Origin of the sequence: Acinetobacter sp. UBA6571, from assembly GCF_002434085.1 — a bacterium.
Taxonomy (GTDB): domain Bacteria; phylum Pseudomonadota; class Gammaproteobacteria; order Pseudomonadales; family Moraxellaceae; genus Acinetobacter; species Acinetobacter radioresistens.
In genome coordinates, this window is sequence record NZ_DJJJ01000057.1 from 1 (window position 1) to 18,740 (window position 18,740).

An 18,740-nucleotide genomic window follows, 5' to 3' on the forward strand; every position below is an offset into this window, starting at 1 on the left:
TTTATTACCATCGACCAGCACTTGATCCGGTTGAATTGATAAACCTTCCACAGCACGACGCATTGCCAGTAATGAATCCTGCAAGATATTTATTTCATCAATTTCAGCAGCGCTTGCTTCTGCAATGCACCAAGCCAAAGCTTTTTCCTGAATCTCGACAAAAAGCTTTTCACGTTTTTTTTCTGTCAGTTTTTTGGAATCATTCAAACCTTCGATTGGACGAGCTGGATCGAGAATGACTGCAGCTGCCACGACAGCACCTACCAATGGTCCACGCCCTGCTTCATCTACACCTGCAATTTTCATCAAACTATTTACTCATAAAAAAGCAGGCTGATTGTATCATCCTGCTCAATACTGAAAAAACTTAATTTAAAACTTCTGCTACACATGCATTAATTGTTTTAGTGACTGCATTGGTTATGATGGCGGTACGTGCAGCCGGATCAATCGCTGCTGTAGCCAGATCCACAGTTGTTATATTTTGTGGAGCCTTATCACTCACACAACCACAAATATCTGCCTGAACTGCCTGTTTCTGCTCAGCTGTCATTACCTTAGTTATATTTTGCCAAGCGGGCTGGTTGTTTAGTTCAGTATTACATTTTGCATTTACTGCCACTTTAATGGCAGCTGCTCCTAATTGCTGTGTAGTTGTGGTGGTATTAGCCGATTGCTCTATTCCTGAAGTTGTACACGCCGATAAAATTAAGGCTAATGGTGCCAGTACATATATAGATTTCTTCATGTTTATCCTTTATCAGTGTATATATAAATTTTGGACCAATTTTAAAGATTATGAAGTATCTGAACACTGTTAAATGTAAATAACTGCCTAAAGAATCTTCAAATCACATATTATCGAGCGCTACTGCCTGTTTAATATCCTTATAAATACTTGGACAAGCTGAATGTACGCGGTTCCAGCTTGGAATAAACGACTGCTGATTTGGAAAATTCATAAACTGCTCTCCCGCCTCAACAATACTCTGAGCAAAAAGTTCAACCGTATTTTCTTCACTATGCCGGTCATAATGTAAACCATTGGTTATTGCATCATAATAATAGTGATCAATCATATCTAAAGCATTTCGATAATAAGTTGCACGAATAATCCGGATATTATCTAGGCTAACTGGAACGCCCAGCGTGGCAAGTTTACGAAAAAGTGCTAGAGCAATATCACGGCTCATACGCTTCAAGCCACCCTCTCCATTTGAATTCACTACATTTTGATGCTTATGTTCATAGCGGTCAGCAATATCTACCTGACAGATCCGTTTGGTAGAATAATTACGATAGATTTCAGAAAGAACTCCAATTTCCAGCCCCCAGTCACCTGAAACTTTTAAATCACGTAATGCATCCAGATGAATTGCCATTTCGCCTGAAAGTGGATAACGGAAGGCTGAAAGATAAAGCAGATAATCCAGTGGACCAAAGACTTTCTTGAGTGCAAGTAAGAGTGGAGAAACCAGCAGACGGGATACCCTGCCATTCATTTTATGCTCAGCTACGCGGGCATAATATCCTTTAGAGAACTGGAAATTAAACTGTGGATGAACCATGGGGTAAATCAACCGCACTAGCATATCACGCTGATATGTACTGATATCACAGTCATGGAGTGCCACGACCTTACTGTTACTTTCAGCTAGCGCATAGCCGGCACAATACCAGACGTTACGGCCCTTTCCACGTTGTGAAGGTGCAACTTTTAATTCTTCAAGATGCTGATGGATTTTCTGTAAACGCGGTCCGTCGTTCCATAAAATGGTATGCGGCTGAGGTAGCTCGGAAAAAAACTCCTTGGCATGCTTAAATTGTTCAGGATTAGCTTGATCCAGTCCGATGATAATCTGCTGGATATAATCAGCTTCTTTCAATTCCTGCACAATTTTAGTAAGTGCAGGCCTTTCCAGCTCAGAATAAAGTGAAGGTAAAACTAAGGTAACCGGTCTATATTTAGTAAATTCACGCAATTCATTTTCATAATCTTCCAGCTGGCGCTGCTTTAGATCATGAATCGTCGTAATCATACCTTCTTGTGCAAAATCGACCATTATTTTCTCTCCATTTATTGTTGTAAAAAGTATTCAAGACCTTCTTTCCACCCTGCTGGAGCCATTTTCTGAGTGTAGTAGACAGAATTATGCGCAAATTGAAGGACTGGTTTATAAGGACGCTTTACAACCACAGCATGCTCACAGGCTTTTAGCATATCAATATCATTCTCACTGTCTCCCAAGCCAATCCGGACAGCTTCAGCTGGATAAAATTGCTGTAGCCAGCGTACTGCTATAGATTTATCACATGCTGTACTCAATACATGACTGAAGCGCCCGCCATGTACTATATGCAAGTTTTTGGCCAAGTGCCGGGCAATAATTTGCTGTTCATATTGTGGATTGCTACCCCAGATAATCACTTCACTATAAAGCCGTTGTAGGGCTTGACATGATTCAGCTAAGCTTAATCCGGTTAACTCAGCAATCTGCTGGGATGTATATTCACTAAAAAGCTGAAAATTCAAATGGTACTGTATACGGAGTTGTTGTAATGCTTCAGTAATGGCTGCCTGCCTGACCGGACTCTGAAACTGATAGAAAGAATTAAAAAATATATATGCCCCGTTTTCTGCAACAAACGGCATATCTACTAGACCTAATTTTTTTTGTAAATTTTTAATTTCTAATGCGGTTTTACTGCTGCATAAAATAATAGGGTAACGTCTTTTAAGCTGTCTGATTAGCTCCAGATTTTCCGTATAAGTATAAGTATCGTGGCCTAATAGTGTTCCATCTAAATCTGTAAAAATAAGATAATCAGGCATAATAAATAATATTGATCAGTTAAATTGCACATTTGTTTCCTGATCATATAAGGCTTTTATCACTATTTTTTTCAGCTTACTTTTTATAACAATAAATCAACAGGCCTACATAGAGTAAACCTATTGATTTCATTTTATTTGATTACAGAGCCTGAATTTTCTTAATCCATGATTGCTTTTCAATATTGTCTATGAAAGCCGCCTCAAAAGAATTAATCGCTAACTGCTTAAGTTCAGCTTTAGACAAATTCAGTGCTTTTTGAATAGCAAAGAAATTATCATTCATATAACCACCAAAATAAGATGGATCATCTGAATTTACTGTTACTTTAACGCCCTGCTGTAACAGACGGTGAATATTATGCTGCTGCATATCATCCACTACACAAAGTTTCAGATTACTCAGCGGACAAACTGTAAGAGGCATTTTTTCCTGAATCAGCCGCTGCATGAGAACCGGATCTTCCTCAGAACGCACACCATGATCAATCCGGTTAACCTTTAACAGGTCTAAAGCCTCCCAAACATATTCTGGTGGACCTTCTTCACCCGCATGTGCGACCACCAGAAAGCCTGCTTCGCGGGCTTTGGCAAAAACCCGGGTAAATTTGGCTGGTGGATGGCCGACTTCACTTGAATCCAGACCTACTGCAATAATCTGATTCTTATAAGGAAGTGCCTGCTCCAGAGTTTTCAATGCTGCTTCTTCACTTAAATGGCGTAAAAAACACATAATAAGGTATGAGCTGATACCTAATTTTGCTTTTGCATCATTACAGGCTCGTTGCAAACCATTCAGAACTGTTTCAAATGCTATACCACGATCTGTATGAGTTTGCGGGTCAAAGAATATTTCAGTGTGTACTACATGATCTTCAGCACATTTTTTAAAATATGCCCAAGCCAGGTCATAGAAATCCTGTTCATGAATGAGTACATTTGCCCCTGCATAATAAATATCAAGAAATGACTGCAGGTTATGGAAATTATATGCCTGTCTTACCTCTTCTACAGACTTATAAGGAATATCAATCTGATTACGCTGTGCAATTTCAAACATGAGTTCAGGCTCAAACGTCCCTTCAATATGTACATGCAGTTCAGCTTTAGGTAAAGCACGAATGAGTTCAGTATGACTCATGGTCTCTCCTTGGAATTCGCAATAAATAAAAAGGGTGCAAACTTCCGTTTACACTCTGAATGATGTATAAAAATTAGCCACCAAAAGCAACAAATTTGATTACCCATAACACGGCAATGATCCATACCATGTAAGGAACCGTACTTGCTTTGCCTGTAAAAAGCTTCACCAGTGCATAGCTGATAAAGCCCATAGCAATACCATCAGCAATTGAATAGGTAAAAGGCATGAAAACGATAGTCAGGAAAGCAGGAACCGCTTCAGTAATATCATCCCATTCAATATGGGTAATACCCTGGATCATTAATACCCCGACAAACAATAAAGCCGGCGCTGTCGCGAAACCCGGTACAGACTGGGCTAACGGTGCCAGGAACAAGCACGCCAGAAACATAAAACCGACGACAACAGCAGTTAACCCAGTACGGCTGCCTGCAGCCACACCCGATGCAGATTCAATATAGGGCGTAGTGGATGAGGTGCCTAGTGCGGCCCCAGCTACAATGGCAGTAGAGTCAGCAAATAATGCTTTCTTCAAGCGTGGTAACTTGCCATCTTTAAGCAGGCCAGCACGATGAGAAACCCCTACAAGAGTACCGGTGGAATCAAACAGGTCAACCAGGAAGAATACAAAAATCACCCCTACCAGACTGGCCGTAAACAGGCCCTCAAAGTCCATTTGTAACAATGTTGGAGCCAATGATGGCACTGCGCCTACTATACCTTTAAATTCATTCAGGCCTAAAGCAGTTGCAATTGCAGTTACGACCAGAATACTGAGAATGATTGCACCACGGACCTTAAAATGGTGCATGATCACAATAAGAAAGAAACCTAACAGGGCCAGTAAAACTGTTGGCTGTTTGATATCGCCCAGTCCCACCAAAGTAGCCGGATTATCTACAATAATGCCGGCATTCTTAAGCGCGACCAAGGCTAAAAACAGCCCAATACCGCCGCCAATCGCCAGTTTTAATGACATGGGAATGGCATTGACGATTGCCTCACGGATTTTGAACATACTGATAGCAATAAATACCAGACCTGAAACAAATACCGCAGCTAGTGCCGTTTGCCAAGGCACCCCCATCCCTAAACACACTGAATAAGTAAAATAGGCATTTAGTCCCATACCTGGTGCAAGGGCAATTGGATAATTGGCCACAATTCCCATAACCAGACAGCCAATTGCGGCTGCAAGACAGGTTGCGACAAAGACAGCTCCATGATCCATTCCGGTTTCGGATAAAATCATTGGATTAACAATAATGATGTAACACATTGTCAAGAATGTGGTTACACCTGCTAGAACTTCTGTTCTAAAACTGGTTTTATTTTCGCTGAGCTTGAACAAGCGCTCAAGCATACCGGCTGAGGTATTGGGAGTTGTCATTACATCGCCCCTGAGAATTAAGATCTTTGCGATTGAATCCTCGGCCTGAAAAGCCTCAAATCACCACACTGCTATAAAATTTAAATGCATCAAAATCAGATATTGTGCAAGTAATTCTGGATAAAACAGCAAGACCTATGCCATCCTAATTACTTCCCATCTTCAAGCTGCACCTGAGCCCAAACTTACTAAACACTTGATGAGTGCCACTAATAGGCGAGGCAAACAAAAAAGCTGCATCATCTTATGCAGCTTTTTCATCTAACCTGTAGAAAAAAGTGCGAACTTAAATCTACCCGCTAAATTTTTTCGGCCAGATTATAACACACTGATTTTATTTTTGATTATCAGGTTTAATCTTCTTAGATTAATTTGGAACACTTACTGTTTTTAAAATATTTAAAATCAGGCGCTTAATTTTAAATAAACTTGCAAGTTTTTTATTTTCTTTCCCGTTAACCCCAAAAACGTATAAAAATCTCTACATTTTTTCAGTCTGAACGGATTTCCCTGCAGTATCAAACACCGGGAAAGTACTCCGTTCGAGATGATGCGGGTTGTGCTGAGCCTGCTCTAAAGAGCTCTGTGCTTCCTGGATGACCTGCTTGATCTCCTGCTGACGTTTTTGCTGGATACTATGATAGGTTATATAGCCTACCGAGACGACTGTAACTGCTGCGATTACCGTTATAACTGTTTTCATATCTCTTATCTTTAGTTGTTATCAAAAAATCTTGATGTAATTTTATCAAAAGCGTAATGCTTCATGCATTTTAAAACTGAATTTCTTTTAACACTATGGCCGATAAGATCAGCACCAATTTTCTAAGAACTTGAAACGTGTTATTCTCGGTGCCCTATAATCTAAACCTTCTTACTATTTTCTATGTTTCTTACGCCACCCTGATTACTCATTTCCTAGAAGTAATTTCTCATTGCTATATTAAAGGTTAGTGGTGTGGCGTAATTATGTCTTTTTCACAATATTGTCACCTCACTCGCCTGTTCCAATAAAAATACGGGCTTTCTTTATGTTGTCTTCTTTCCGTGAACAGTGGTTTTCAAACATTCGTGCTGATGTGCTGGCTGGACTGGTAGTAGGTCTGGCACTTATTCCCGAGGCAATTGCCTTTTCAATTATTGCCGGAGTCGATCCGCAAGTCGGTTTATATGCTTCATTTTCTATGGCAATAGTAATTGCCATTGTAGGGGGCAGACCTGCCATGATTTCAGCTGCAACTGGAGCTATGGCTTTAGTTATGGTTACTCTGGTTAAAGAGCATGGATTACAGTATCTACTTGCGGCTACCATACTGACTGGCATCATCCAGATACTGGCTGGTTACCTCAAACTGGCCAAGCTGATGCGTTTTGTATCTAAATCTGTGGTGATTGGATTTGTAAATGCCCTCGCCATTTTAATTTTTATGGCTCAATTACCTGAACTCATCAATGTCAGCTGGCAGGTTTATCTATTTGTTGCTGTAGGCCTCAGTATTATCTATCTATTTCCCTATGTTCCAAGACTTGGCAGCTGGTTACCTTCCCCGTTGGTGTGTATTGTCGTGATTAGCCTGCTTTCAATCTGGTTGAATAGTGATATACGTACTGTAGGCGATATGGGTACTTTACCTGATAGTCTGCCCGTATTTCTTATACCAGACATTCCGCTTAACTTTGAAACGCTCAGAATTATTTTGCCTTATTCTATTGCTCTGGCTGCAGTAGGCCTTTTAGAGTCAATGATGACTGCCAGTATTGTGGATGAAATGACTGATACTTCAAGTGATAAGCATCAAGAATGTAAAGGACAAGGTATTGCAAATATTGTTACCGGCTTTATGGGGGGTATGGCTGGCTGTGCCATGATTGGACAGTCAATGATTAATGTGAAATCTGGCGGTCGACAACGTTTATCGACTTTCTGTGCAGGGATATTTCTTTTAATTCTGGTGGTATTTATCAGTGACTGGCTTAAGTTGATACCAATGGCAGCTTTAGTGGCAGTCATGATTATGGTTTCAATTAGCACATTTAACTGGCAATCAGTCATACAGTTTCATAAAAACCCGAAGAGTAGCAACAGTGTAATGATCGCAACTGTGGTGGTCGTAGTTGCCACTCATAACCTGGCTTTGGGCGTACTGACTGGTGTATTGCTTTCTGCACTGTTTTTAGCCAACAAACTGGAAAATGATATTCGAGTTGAATCTACTTTGAAGGAAGGTGTCCGAATTTACAGCTTGGTGGGGCAGATTTTTTTCAGTTCATCCGAACGTTTTTACCAGAGTTTTAATTTTAATGAACAGGTGGAAAAAGTAATTATTGATCTTACCCATTCCCATATTTGGGATGTAACCTCTGTAGCTATGCTGGATTCCGTCATCAAAAAATTTACCGAGCGCGGCACTTCCTGTGAAGTGATTGGCTTAAATGAAGCAAGTTCAATCATGATCGATAAATATGGAACTCACGCCAAGATCTGACACCCTCATCCGATTCATACCAAATTATATATCAGAAGTACAAAAAAAGGGTTGCTCCAAGCAACCCTCTCCTTTTAGAAAATTATCTAAAGACTTCTTAATAAAATTAAAGTCCTTGATAATTATCTATCATTTTTGTGGCTTTGTGAGCCTGCTTCACGAGCTTCCTCTGAGGTAAACTCATGTGCATTACCACTTTCATGGGCTGCTTTACCGCCTTTACTAGCGATTTCGCGCTGTTTATCTGCATCCATACTAGCAAAGCCGCGTCCTGAGCTGTTATTGCCACTTTGTTGACTTTGCTGACGACTATTTTGGCCGCCACCACCTTGCTGTTTCTGATTATTACTGCCACTTTGCTGTTGCTGATTATTGCTGCCCTGTTGCTGGCGCTGGTTATTGTCGCGTTTATTATCTTGATTAGCCATTTCACACCTCATAACAAATATTGAGTTGGTTTCAGGTTGGTCGTTATCAAACGAACATCTTTACTATAAGGGAGCCAGCAATAAGTTTTGTTATAACTAAGGATGAGTTTTATTTAAAGCATTTGAGTTAGGTATTCATAGGTGTGACTTCAATATACTTATATAATCATTCTTCTGGGATATAAATTTAGACATACTTATAACTACTTTAATATCAATGCTTCATTTATTTTAATGTATATTCTACCTGTTTTTAATTATTATAAGTTTACATTTAAATAATTTTTTACTTTATTTTAAACATCATATGAACTCATAACTCCAGAATAATTTTTATAAAAAAAGACCTGTTTTCTGGGGTTGAAAACAGGCCTCTAGAGTAGCTTTATTCTTTTGTACAATTGTTAATATAGTGGAAATAATTTTAACCAAACTTAAACTCAAATAGAGTTACATCTTTAAGAATAAGTGTTAATACATGTTATAGTTAGTATAATTTAATTAATATTCGCATATAAATTAAGCAATTAGCCCAATAGTAAAAATTTAAAAAAACTGAATTTGCTTAAATGGTTAATTTTTCAAATAAAGTTTAAGTCTAATTTTAATTTTATCTTACCCATTTAATTAATCTACTCTCTTTATGCTTCTGCTTTCTAGAAACTAAATTTTTCTAATTTTAAATTCTTTACATTAATTCGTATTATTCCTCTTCTAAAAATTTATAATTTATTGAAATTATCAATTCTTAGCAAATAAAAAAGCCCACTAAAGTGAGCTTAATATTTATAACCGGTACATCTGATTAGGCGCAACATAAAAGCTTTGGCCATCTAGATTAAAATTAATCTCTCTTCCGGAATCAAGTAGAACTTTTTCACCTACTTTTACCCATTTAAAGCCGCCAGAAATATTTTGTTTTCTTTCTGAAGCTATAATCTGAACATGAATAATATCACCGTCGATAGATTTCGCGGTACGAAAATTTGGATATTTCAATATATACACCAATACAATAAACTTTAGTAAACTCTTTAGAGCAGTTTTCGAACAATTATTTGATTAAAATAAAATTGTTTTAATTTTAATAACTACAAAATCTCAAGAAAATCTTGAAAAATGGGAGTGGCATCGTATGAGGTTTGCCTTCATTAAGTTTTATATCTTAGCACAGCTTTCCAAAATAACAAGCTTATTAGAAATAATTATAGGTTTTTATGATCAAAAAATTTTTTTAATTTGGTAATAAAGAATATAATAACTATATAATTTATATTCATAGATAAATAATTTTTCCATTTTTTAATTAGAATTTAATTTTAATATTTTTAAAGAAAATCTTATTATTTATCTTTTAATTTTTTAAAATTATAAATCTTTCAAATTTAATAATATAATTTTATTAACTTCTTATATAAAAAATATTATCTATGTTATTTTTATTAATAAAGTATTGATAAAAAGTAATTTACCTCTGTACTTAGTTAAATTTGTTCTATGCTGTAGTAGTTAATCTAAAAATATAATTTAAAGTTTTATAGGAGAAAAAATTGATAAAACAACTTTTTATAGCCTCTAGCATTGCATCCACTTTAGCTTTTGCCGGTTGTGCTACTATGAACAACCCATCTACTGACCGCAACTTGGCTTTATTACAAAACAAGACATGGATAGTAACTCAGATCAATGATGTAAAATATAAGGCTGATCCTCAGCAATCTGATGTTCCAAGTTTAATTTTTGATAATACTCAACTTAGCGGAACTGATGGCTGTAACCGTCTTATGGGAGGCTATGCAGTGAAAGGTACACAAATTACTTTCTCAGAAATAGCCAAAACACGAAGAGCTTGTTTAAGCCCTACAAATTTACCAGATAAATTTACTAATGCTTTGAATCAGGTTACTCAATATAAGGTGAGTGAAACTGAGCTAAAACTGATGGACAGCAACAAGAATACAGTGCTTGAATTTAAAACTCAGCGTTAATATAAAAAGTCCTCACTATGAGGACTTTTTTACGTTCTATATCTATGACAGCGCATATAAAATTAAAAACATTTTATTTTATGAATGCCAGATATTAAAAAAGGCTTCAAGTACTTGTATTTCCTTGAAACCTTTACACCATAAGGTGTCATATTTGGTAGGCATATCCAGACTCGAACTGGAGACCTCTACGATGTCAACGTAGCGCTCTAACCAACTGAGCTATACGCCTAAGTGTTTTGCATCATATGCATTTTTTATTTTTCTGACAAGTTTTTTTTATTCAGCTTTAAAGCAAATGCACAGTCTTTAAGCAATTTCTTAAACATTTTAAGATTCTCTGGCGTGTCCTGTTGCATGAACCGAATTTTCTGGTCAAGTTGAGCTAGTTCATAAAAAGAACTTGTGTCATTACTGTATTGAGCCAATCTTATCATCCACTGTTGAAAAGTCTCATAAGAGTACTTATGCAGTTCAACGGGAAGATTTTTAGTAAATTTTCTTATAGAACGTTCATAAGGGGTCATTTTTTGTAGATTTTGACGATACTGTATCAACAAGTAGATTAGAACCAGCATCACAATACTAATAAATAAAATCAGAATATAGCTATAAATAGATTTTAAACCTAAACGTGCAAGCCAGTTTTTTTGTTTATCAGTATCATATCCTACGACCTTGCTTTGCCATTGATAGGAAGCATAATCACTCCATACCCGAATATTTTTAAGCAAGGCAAACTGTTGATATTGCAAGCCAGAACGGTGATTATTGCCTAGTGTAGAAGGCTCCTGTTCCAGATAGTCCTGCATGCCCGACCCTACCCGTTCTGGTGCTACCGCAGCTGTTGCATCAACCCGATGCCACTGGCCATTTAAATAGACTTCCGACCACGCATGAGCATCCATCTGTCGCACCTCCCAGCTTTGTCCATCTGGAGCCGGTTGTCCTCCCTGATACCCGACTACTACCCGAGCAGGAATACCGGCATAGCGCATCAACATTGTAAAACTACCTGCATAATGCTCACAGAAACCCTGCCGGGACTTAAACAGGAATTCATCTATTCTGTCTTGCCCGAGACGGCCTGGACTTAAAGTATAGACAAAGCCATTGCGACGATACCAGTTCAATACATTCTCTACATACCGGGCAGGTTGCTGATTACTCTGTTTAAATAAATTGCTGGCTAACTGCCGGGTCCGGGGATCAGTGCTACTCGGTACTTTCAGGTTTATAGCCTGAACTGTATCCGAATACTGGGGTGCTACCGTCTGAGCTGACTGTCCCAACCATTGCAGTCGAATGGGCTGTGCACCCTGATTTGGACGGGTTGGAGTAATACTCCAGTCTTGATGTAACTGGAAGTTCGCCTGTAAAGGAATAGACTTTTCAAGCGATATTACCCATTGCTGTTGTGAGTCAGCAGGCAGATACTGGTAATCTAGCCCGTCAGTTATATGAAGAGATGGCAATGTCTTAGGTTGCTGATTAATAAAATGGCTAGTCCAAGTCCGTCCATCAAATTCATCCAGCACCATCGCGCGCCAGTACAGCTGCTCACGCTCAGGTAGTTTCTGTATATTGCCTAAAATCCGGAATGCCAGCGCACTGGATTGAGAAATCTGGGCGATATCTCCTGGTGACATCCGGTCACTTATGCCGGTGGTGGCACGATCGGTCTGTAATGGTACTGACCAGAGTGGAGGCAACCGTGGGAAAAAAATAAATAGTACTATAAAAAATGGTATGGCATACAGAATCAGCTTAGTTACATGCTGAAAGTCCTTTCTTAAACGGCCTTTAACCTGCTCTTGTTGAAAATCACTTATCTGAATCCGGTACAGCCCGATCAAGCAGCTGATGAGTGAACATAAGATCAGGATAGCCATCCCGATGTTTTGGCTGTAAAGGAACAGGCTGGCGCTTACAAATAGTGCAAAGTTAAAAATAATTAGATAATCACGCCGAGTTCGAGTCTCTAAAGCTTTACCATACAGGCCAACTGCTAATAGTGTTACCCCTGCTTCTACACCGATGAAACTCCGATACTGCCAGTAAATCGCAGCAAAGCTGAATAGAACAAAAATGACCTGAAAAATTTTAGATTGTTTTTTATGGAGATTTTTATGATATTGCCATGCCAAGCTTATTATTACACAAGCAAATAGAAGGCTGTTCATTATAGGAGTGAAAGCCAGTTGTGCCAGCCAGATCAGCCCGAGAGCCAGCAGCATGGCGCCATGAACAGGTCGATTTAACATGGTTAAGCCTGCGCCAGTAATTTTTGTGCTTTCTGAAATTGAGCCTCACCTGATCCGGTGGCCAGCTCGTCCTGTGGTAAAACCAAACGATAAGGGCATTGTTGCTGTTCGCATTGATCTACCAGCCCCATCATTAAACTCAGTTTTTCCTCATGCTCTGAACTTGGCATATGCTCATAGCAAATTTCTATCTTATTCTGCTCGGGATAGCTTTCAAATACCTTGATATAGAGGCCCTGACCTCGAGCAGCCTGCTTCCATGACACCGCATGGTAAGAGTTACCCGTTTTAAAATCACGTAGTTCTTGAAATTCATCCATATCCTGTGCCTGTTTTAATGCATTTTGTGCAGCATTCTCAGCTTTAAAATCTAAAGCCTGGGGAGCAATCCAGCTCATTTGCTCCAGATAAAGATAGGTCCAGGCACGAACCAATCCGAAAGGATAAGTAGAATATATCTGTAGGCGCTGTAAATGTAATGGTCCGCGTTCTTCTGGCCACACCAGTAAATGAAAACGCTGCTGTTTATGCTGTACTAGAACTGGAATGATTTGCTTTGCATAATACAGGTTTAAATAACGTACAATCTCTCGCTCCTGATAAAAAATAATCTCTATTTGCATGGCTTGGCCTACCCGGCCGACTTCAGGCACGATCACTTCTATTTTGAGTTGATGCAACTGTTTAAAAGCAAGATAAAAACTGATACAAAGTACAGCACTGATTAAAAAGCAGAAACCCAGTATCAGGTTATTGGCATAGTTAACGCCGGCAATAAAAGTAATCAGTATGAGAACCAAATACAGGTAACCCTGCTGATACATAAAGACCAGTATATCCCGCTGCTTGAGGGTTCTTTGCCCATCAATCCGGAAACGCTTGGCAAGCCAGCCTTGGATATGTTTCTGCAAATGGTGTGCTCCTAACTAACCGCCACACTTTGCAGAAGCTTATAGCTTTCTGCATCAGTTGTTCCGAGACGATGAGAAACCACAGCATTAAATACGGCCTGTACATCATCTGTAGTCGCATAACTGCGCTTTTCTAATAGAGCATAGGCCTGCGTAGCTTTTTTTAAGGCCAATATTCCGCGGGTAGATAACCCATGTCGGCCTTTACGGGTCATTTCAGCCAAATCCAGAATATAATCCAGCACTACATCACTTAAATAAATATTACGTGCCAGTTGTTGAAGATTCAGAATATCCTGCTGGCTAAAGACATGCTCAATTGTTGATATTAATGCCTGACGCGAGTCCTGTTGTAACAGAATCCTTTCTGCCTGGCGCGATGGATAGCCCAAGGATAATCGCATTAAAAAACGGTCCAGCTGGGACTCTGGCAAGGCATAAGTTCCACTCTGGAATAAAGGGTTTTGTGTAGCAATCACCCAAAATGGCTGAGGTAAAGCATGTCGGACACCGTCTACCGTGACACAACCTTCCTCCATAGCCTCCAGCAAGGCACTCTGTGTTTTCGGACTACAACGGTTAATCTCATCAGCCAGTAAAATCTGGGTAAAAACCGGGCCTGGTTTAAACTCAAAAATATGTTCAGCCTGATTAAATATATTAATTCCAATTACATCACTGGCCAACATGTCATTGGTAAACTGTATACGCTGAAATCTTAAACCGGCAATATGCGCTAATGCACTCGATAAAGTAGTTTTACCTAATCCGGGCAAGTCTTCAAACAGGACATGCCCACCTGCTAGCAAACAACTTAAGGCCAATTTGGTTTGCTGCGGTTTATCCAGAATAATGGTATTGATCTGCTGTAAAAAGCTGTCTATTTGTGAGGCATACTCTCCTATCTGCCTGGCTAGTTTTTTATTCTGTTGATCTTTTTCATTCTTTTGAAGCCTGTTGGTTCCCCACATCCCCTTCCTTCCTGAATAAAAAAACGGTGTATATTTAACATACACCGTTTTTATGTTTTTCTAAGTTACTAAATTATTACTAACATGGACATTTTTTTAAATCTCCACCTGCCGATGGATAACGTGAATCTACACAGTGGCGATAAAATGTTTTAGCGTCCATTGCTTCAAGATCTGGATGGTGCTGTTTCATGTGTTCTAAATAAGTCTGATAATCAGGCACCCCTACCATCAGGCGAAAACTTTGTTGCAAACGTTGCCATAAAGTCGCGATACGTGACCAGTTCTTTGGAGAGAAAATCAGATGCTTTTGCGACAAAAGTGTAAACTTGATTATCTTTGCCAGAACAGTCGTACTATTTTTTGCAAGCTTCAATTTCATTAAGACTCTCCTCTGATCGAAGTTACAGGCGCTGTCTCATCACGATATACCGCGGGTGCTTTATTTACTGTCGGTGTTGGGCTAGCCAAAGCACGACGTACTACACGGATAGATGCAATGACCATCACAATTGCCACAATCATAAAGAAACCGCAGAGGACGGCATTAATCTGATTCGACATGACAATCATCTGCATCTCAGCAATACTTTTTGCCGGAGCCAGTATCTCATTACGAGCAATTGCATCAGAGAAGCGATTAGCCTGCGCCAAGAAACCAATTTTCGGATTTTCATGGAAGATTTTTTGCCAGCCTGCTGTCATTGCAGTGATGAAAAGGAAAATAGTAGGCAAAATCGTGACCCAAACATATTTTTCTTTCTTCATTTTGAAAAGGATGACTGTACCTAAGATTAGTGCCATTGCTGCCAGAATCTGGTTACCAATACCAAATAATGGCCACAAGCTGTTAATACCGCCTAGCGGATCGACAACGCCCTGATATACAAAGAACCCCCAACCGGCTACAGCTACCGCAGTCCCCAGCAGGTTTCCAAAGAAATTATGAGACTGTTTTACAGCCGGAATTACAATACCTACTGTATCCTGTACCATAAAACGGCAGGCACGTGTACCGGCATCGACTGCTGTCAGGATGAATAAAGCCTCAAACAGAATAGCGAAATGATACCAGAATGACATCATGGCACGGCTGTTAAAGATTTCGGAAATAATATGAGCCATACCAATTGCAAATGTTGGCGCTCCCCCTGTACGGGACAAAATCGTAGTTTCTCCTACCTCTTTTGCGAGCAGTGCTAATGCTTCGGGTGTCACAACAAAGCCCAGATTACGTACAGCTTCTGCTGCACTTTCAACTGTTGTGCCCAAAACAGCAGCAGGAGCATTAATTGCAAAATATACTCCTGGTTCCAGTACCGTTGCACAGATCATTGCCATAATTGCAACAAAAGATTCCATCAACATACCGCCATAACCAATCATGCGGATATGAACTTCATTTTCAACCAGCTTTGGTGTGGTACCTGAAGAAACGAGCGCGTGAAAACCTGAAATTGCACCACAGGCAATAGTAATAAACAGAAATGGAAAGAGCGAACCGGCAAATACAGGCCCAGTACCATCAATAAAGTGTGTTACAGCTGGCATTTTTAGTTCTGGCAAGGCAAAAATAATACCAATAGCCAGCCCGACAATTACCCCAATTTTCAAGAAGGTCGATAGATAGTCACGTGGTGCAAGCAACAGCCATACTGGGAGTACTGAAGCCACAAAACCATAAATAATCAGACACCAGGTCAACTGTGTACCTGAAAGTGTAAAAAATGGCCCCCAGTATGGATGTGCAGCAATATTTCCTCCATACACAATGGCTAGCATCATCAGAATGAAACCAATCACTGAGACTTCTGCAATCTTGCCCGGGCGTATATAGCGCATGTAAATGCCCATGAAAATTGCAATAGGAATAGTAGCTGCAATACTGAATACCCCCCAAGGGCTATTCGTTAAAGCCTTGACTACGACCAGTGCCAGTACTGCCAAAATGATAATCATCACCCCAAGTGCACCCAGCATCACAATCACACCGGCAAAAGATCCAAGCTCCTGTTTTGCCATTTCCCCCAGTGAGCGTCCATCACGCCGGGTAGAAATAAACAGGACCAGAAAATCCTGTACAGCACCGGCCAGTACTACACCAGCCAGCAACCAGATCGTTCCGGGCAAGTACCCCATCTGGGCTGCCAGAATCGGTCCTACCAAAGGTCCCGCACCGGCAATTGCAGCAAAATGATGGCCAAAAAGTACATATTTATTGGTTGGGACATAATCCAGGCCATCGGTCATCCGATAAGCTGGAGTGAGCCGTCTGGCATTAAGCTCAAACACCTTGTTGGCTATAAACAGGCTATAAAAACGGTAAGCAATACTATAGACACAGGCAGCAGCAAGCACTAACCAGACTGCATTAACATGTTCACCACGACTGACAGCAAGTATCCCGAAAGATATTGCCCCGATAATTGCTACAATCACCCAGATCAATTTTGAAAAGGGGGATGACTTAGTTTGAATTGATTCCATCTTGACCTCGTATTTCAATTATTTAAGCAGGTTAGTTATTGTTATTCATCGTGCTACTTTCCCTTTGCAAATTTCCTTTTTTGACTCTACTCCTCATCTTTTTGTTTTCATCTAATACTTTGGCATTAAAAAAGGGATGATCATGATCATCCCTTTTGATAATAGTCTATTTTTAAACCATTATGCACGTTCTAAGTATTCACCAGTACGGGTATCTACACGAACACTTTCTTCTTGCTGTACAAATAATGGAACACGTACTACTGCACCAGTTTCCAGTTTTGCCGGCTTACCGCCACCACCAGAGGTATCACCACGTACACCCGGATCAGTTTCAATAATCTTTAAGGTTACGAAGTTTGGTGCACTTACGTTTAAAGGTACACCATTAAACAGCATAATTGTACAGGTTTCATTTGAATCATCTTTTAACCATTTTGCTGCATCGCCCATAGCGTTTTTATCAGCAGCAATCTGTTCAAAAGATTCAGGGTCCATGAAATGCCACATTTCACCATCGTTGTACAAGTAGTTCATTTCTACTTCTACAATATCGGCGCCTTCGAGTGAATCACCTGACTTGAATGTTTTTTCTAATACTTTGCCCGTTTTCAGGTTACGCAGTTTAACGCGGTTAAACGCCTGCCCCTTACCCGGTTTTACGTATTCGTTTTCCATGATTGAACATGGGTTGCCATCAAGCATAACCTTGAGGCCTGATTTGAAATCATTTGTAGAATAATTGGCCATGACTGGCACGCTCCAAACTTACTAACTTAAATCTATTAATGCTAGACTAGCATTATTTTTAACGTGTGGCATGATAAACTATTTATATCAAGAGCAAAACTGGCAATCACAACTCAGTGACCTAATTACTGACCCGCTAGAATTGTTACACGCGCTTCAGCTTTCACCCGAACAGTTATTATCAGGGGCAGTTCTGGCTTCTGAAAAGTTTAAATTACGCGTACCGCGCGCATTTGTTGCAAAAATGTGCATTGGTGACCCTCTTGATCCTCTTTTGCTGCAAGTCTTGCCACATCATCTTGAACTAGAGGATTTTCCAGGATTTGTTACTGATCCTTTAGGTGAAGAGGCAGCCAATCTCTTACCTGGTGTTTTGCATAAATATAAAACACGTTTCCTGCTTACTTTAACAGGTGCCTGTGCAGTTCATTGCCGCTACTGCTTTCGACGTCACTTCCCCTATCAGGAAAATTTACCTAAAAATGAAGACTGGCCAGCAATTAAAAATTATATTTTAAGTCAACCTGAGGTTCATGAAATTATTTTAAGTGGTGGTGATCCACTGACTTTATCCAACCGTAAACTCGGCTTATGGCTGGAAAGGCTTGAGTCTATTCCCCAGATTGATACGCTTAGAATACATTCACGTGTGCCGATTGTGATTCCAGACCGTATTGATCATGAGTTAATTTCTCTTTTGGAAAACAGTAGGCTACGTATTATACTGGTGGTACACTCTAACCATGCTTCAGAACTCGATGACTTCACCTGTTCAAAATTGCATGAACTGGCACGTCGTCAGGTCACTGTGCTCAATCAGGCCGTTTTACTTAAGGGTATTAATGATTCAGCGGAAGTATTAATCAATTTAAGTTATAGACTGTTCGAGGCACGGGTTATGCCTTATTATTTACATGTGCTGGATAAAGTTAAGGGGGCCCATCACTTTGACTTGCCCTCTTCAAAGATTGATGAAGTTTATAAAGAGGTCCTAGCAAGTCTGCCAGGTTATTTAGTACCTAAACTGGTTAGGGAGATTGCAGGTGAGAAGAATAAAACACCGCTGTTTGGGACTATAACAATTTGAG

17 protein-coding genes, 1 tRNA gene and 1 pseudogene are annotated in these 18,740 nt (G+C 39.7%); 3 read left to right on the plus strand and 16 right to left on the minus strand.

Annotated elements, in window-relative coordinates; genetic code table 11:
- The 7 genes from B3X18_RS10710 to B3X18_RS10740 all read right to left on the minus strand — a co-directional run.
- On the minus strand, positions 1-306 hold a 306-nt coding region (locus B3X18_RS10710), incomplete at its 3' end, for a ribonuclease HII (protein WP_286935603.1).
- 61 nt (positions 307-367) lie between these two features.
- A complete protein-coding gene (locus B3X18_RS10715; RefSeq protein WP_005025378.1) occupies positions 368-748 on the minus strand; it encodes a hypothetical protein in 381 nt (126 codons plus the stop codon).
- Between the two features lie 103 nt (positions 749-851).
- Positions 852-2,063: a glycosyl transferase gene (locus B3X18_RS10720; protein ID WP_005406055.1), complete on the minus strand. Its 1,212-nt coding sequence runs from the start codon at positions 2,061-2,063 to the stop codon at positions 852-854.
- A 14-nt stretch (positions 2,064-2,077) separates the two neighbouring features.
- Positions 2,078-2,833 (minus strand): HAD-IIB family hydrolase, encoded by a 756-nt coding sequence (locus B3X18_RS10725; protein ID WP_005025372.1) that lies wholly within the window; start codon positions 2,831-2,833, stop codon positions 2,078-2,080.
- A 142-nt stretch (positions 2,834-2,975) separates the two neighbouring features.
- Positions 2,976-3,974, minus strand: a complete 999-nt coding sequence (locus B3X18_RS10730; RefSeq protein WP_005025370.1) for an adenosine deaminase — start codon at positions 3,972-3,974, stop codon at positions 2,976-2,978.
- A 73-nt stretch (positions 3,975-4,047) separates the two neighbouring features.
- The gene (locus tag B3X18_RS10735) at positions 4,048-5,367 is read right to left on the minus strand and encodes an NCS2 family permease (RefSeq protein WP_286935573.1); all 1,320 of its coding nucleotides are present in this window, start codon (positions 5,365-5,367) and stop codon (positions 4,048-4,050) included.
- Between the two features lie 481 nt (positions 5,368-5,848).
- On the minus strand, positions 5,849-6,070 hold the full coding sequence (locus tag B3X18_RS10740; RefSeq protein WP_005406029.1) for a hypothetical protein: 222 nt from the start codon (positions 6,068-6,070) through the stop codon (positions 5,849-5,851).
- Between the two features lie 328 nt (positions 6,071-6,398).
- Here B3X18_RS10740 and B3X18_RS10745 point away from each other — a divergent pair, with 328 nt between their 5' ends.
- Entirely contained in the window at positions 6,399-7,853 is a 1,455-nt protein-coding gene (locus B3X18_RS10745) for a SulP family inorganic anion transporter (RefSeq protein ID WP_005406140.1), read from the plus strand.
- 137 nt (positions 7,854-7,990) lie between these two features.
- Here B3X18_RS10745 and B3X18_RS10750 read toward each other — a convergent pair.
- Both B3X18_RS10750 and B3X18_RS10755 read right to left on the minus strand, forming a co-directional pair.
- A pseudogene (locus tag B3X18_RS10750) lies at positions 7,991-8,128 on the minus strand (KGG domain-containing protein); the annotation flags it as partial.
- Between the two features lie 939 nt (positions 8,129-9,067).
- Positions 9,068-9,280: a hypothetical protein gene (locus tag B3X18_RS10755; protein ID WP_005405128.1), complete on the minus strand. Its 213-nt coding sequence runs from the start codon at positions 9,278-9,280 to the stop codon at positions 9,068-9,070.
- A 551-nt stretch (positions 9,281-9,831) separates the two neighbouring features.
- On the opposite strand from B3X18_RS10755, the gene B3X18_RS10760 reads away from it, so the two are divergent.
- The gene (locus B3X18_RS10760; protein ID WP_005025362.1) at positions 9,832-10,269 is read left to right on the plus strand and encodes an META domain-containing protein; all 438 of its coding nucleotides are present in this window, start codon (positions 9,832-9,834) and stop codon (positions 10,267-10,269) included.
- A gap of 155 nt (positions 10,270-10,424) precedes the next feature.
- Here B3X18_RS10760 and B3X18_RS10765 read toward each other — a convergent pair.
- From B3X18_RS10765 to efp, 7 genes are all read right to left on the minus strand, one after another.
- Positions 10,425-10,501 (minus strand) — tRNA-Val (locus B3X18_RS10765).
- A 25-nt stretch (positions 10,502-10,526) separates the two neighbouring features.
- Complete coding sequence (locus tag B3X18_RS10770) at positions 10,527-12,533, minus strand: transglutaminaseTgpA domain-containing protein (RefSeq protein ID WP_034670490.1); 2,007 nt, start codon at positions 12,531-12,533, stop codon at positions 10,527-10,529.
- A 2-nt stretch (positions 12,534-12,535) separates the two neighbouring features.
- The gene (locus tag B3X18_RS10775) at positions 12,536-13,444 is read right to left on the minus strand and encodes a DUF58 domain-containing protein (RefSeq protein WP_005025358.1); all 909 of its coding nucleotides are present in this window, start codon (positions 13,442-13,444) and stop codon (positions 12,536-12,538) included.
- 11 nt (positions 13,445-13,455) lie between these two features.
- On the minus strand, positions 13,456-14,415 hold the full coding sequence (locus tag B3X18_RS10780) for an AAA family ATPase (RefSeq protein WP_005025356.1): 960 nt from the start codon (positions 14,413-14,415) through the stop codon (positions 13,456-13,458).
- A 79-nt stretch (positions 14,416-14,494) separates the two neighbouring features.
- Positions 14,495-14,797: a YbdD/YjiX family protein gene (locus B3X18_RS10785; RefSeq protein ID WP_005014997.1), complete on the minus strand. Its 303-nt coding sequence runs from the start codon at positions 14,795-14,797 to the stop codon at positions 14,495-14,497.
- Complete coding sequence (locus B3X18_RS10790; protein ID WP_286935576.1) at positions 14,797-16,902, minus strand: carbon starvation CstA family protein; 2,106 nt, start codon at positions 16,900-16,902, stop codon at positions 14,797-14,799. Before B3X18_RS10790 ends, B3X18_RS10785 begins: the two co-directional genes overlap by 1 nt.
- Positions 16,903-17,082: 180 nt before the next feature.
- Entirely contained in the window at positions 17,083-17,652 is a 570-nt protein-coding gene (gene efp / locus B3X18_RS10795; RefSeq protein ID WP_005015000.1) for an elongation factor P, read from the minus strand.
- A 70-nt stretch (positions 17,653-17,722) separates the two neighbouring features.
- On the opposite strand from efp, the gene epmB reads away from it, so the two are divergent.
- Positions 17,723-18,739 carry an EF-P beta-lysylation protein EpmB gene (gene epmB, locus B3X18_RS10800; protein WP_005015001.1) on the plus strand — a complete coding sequence of 339 codons (1,017 nt, stop codon included), beginning with the start codon at positions 17,723-17,725 and terminating at the stop codon, positions 18,737-18,739.
- The last annotated feature ends 1 nt before the right edge of the window (position 18,740 follow it).

Excerpts from the sequence above, each read along its gene's own strand:
- B3X18_RS10715 (WP_005025378.1), bottom strand. The coding sequence starts at position 748 with ATGAAGAAATCTATATATGTACTGGCACCATTAGCCTTAATTTTATCG.
- B3X18_RS10720 (WP_005406055.1), bottom strand. The coding sequence starts at position 2,063 with ATGGTCGATTTTGCACAAGAAGGTATGATTACGACGATTCATGATCTA.
- B3X18_RS10725 (WP_005025372.1), bottom strand. The coding sequence starts at position 2,833 with ATGCCTGATTATCTTATTTTTACAGATTTAGATGGAACACTATTAGGC.
- B3X18_RS10730 (WP_005025370.1), bottom strand. The coding sequence starts at position 3,974 with ATGAGTCATACTGAACTCATTCGTGCTTTACCTAAAGCTGAACTGCAT.
- B3X18_RS10735 (WP_286935573.1), bottom strand. The coding sequence starts at position 5,367 with ATGACAACTCCCAATACCTCAGCCGGTATGCTTGAGCGCTTGTTCAAG.
- B3X18_RS10740 (WP_005406029.1), bottom strand. The coding sequence starts at position 6,070 with ATGAAAACAGTTATAACGGTAATCGCAGCAGTTACAGTCGTCTCGGTA.
- B3X18_RS10745 (WP_005406140.1), top strand. The coding sequence starts at position 6,399 with ATGTTGTCTTCTTTCCGTGAACAGTGGTTTTCAAACATTCGTGCTGAT.
- B3X18_RS10770 (WP_034670490.1), bottom strand. The coding sequence starts at position 12,533 with ATGTTAAATCGACCTGTTCATGGCGCCATGCTGCTGGCTCTCGGGCTG.
- B3X18_RS10780 (WP_005025356.1), bottom strand. The coding sequence starts at position 14,415 with ATGTGGGGAACCAACAGGCTTCAAAAGAATGAAAAAGATCAACAGAAT.
- B3X18_RS10785 (WP_005014997.1), bottom strand. The coding sequence starts at position 14,797 with ATGAAATTGAAGCTTGCAAAAAATAGTACGACTGTTCTGGCAAAGATA.
- B3X18_RS10790 (WP_286935576.1), bottom strand. The coding sequence starts at position 16,902 with ATGGAATCAATTCAAACTAAGTCATCCCCCTTTTCAAAATTGATCTGG.
- efp (WP_005015000.1), bottom strand. The coding sequence starts at position 17,652 with ATGGCCAATTATTCTACAAATGATTTCAAATCAGGCCTCAAGGTTATG.
- epmB (WP_005015001.1), top strand. The coding sequence starts at position 17,723 with ATGATAAACTATTTATATCAAGAGCAAAACTGGCAATCACAACTCAGT.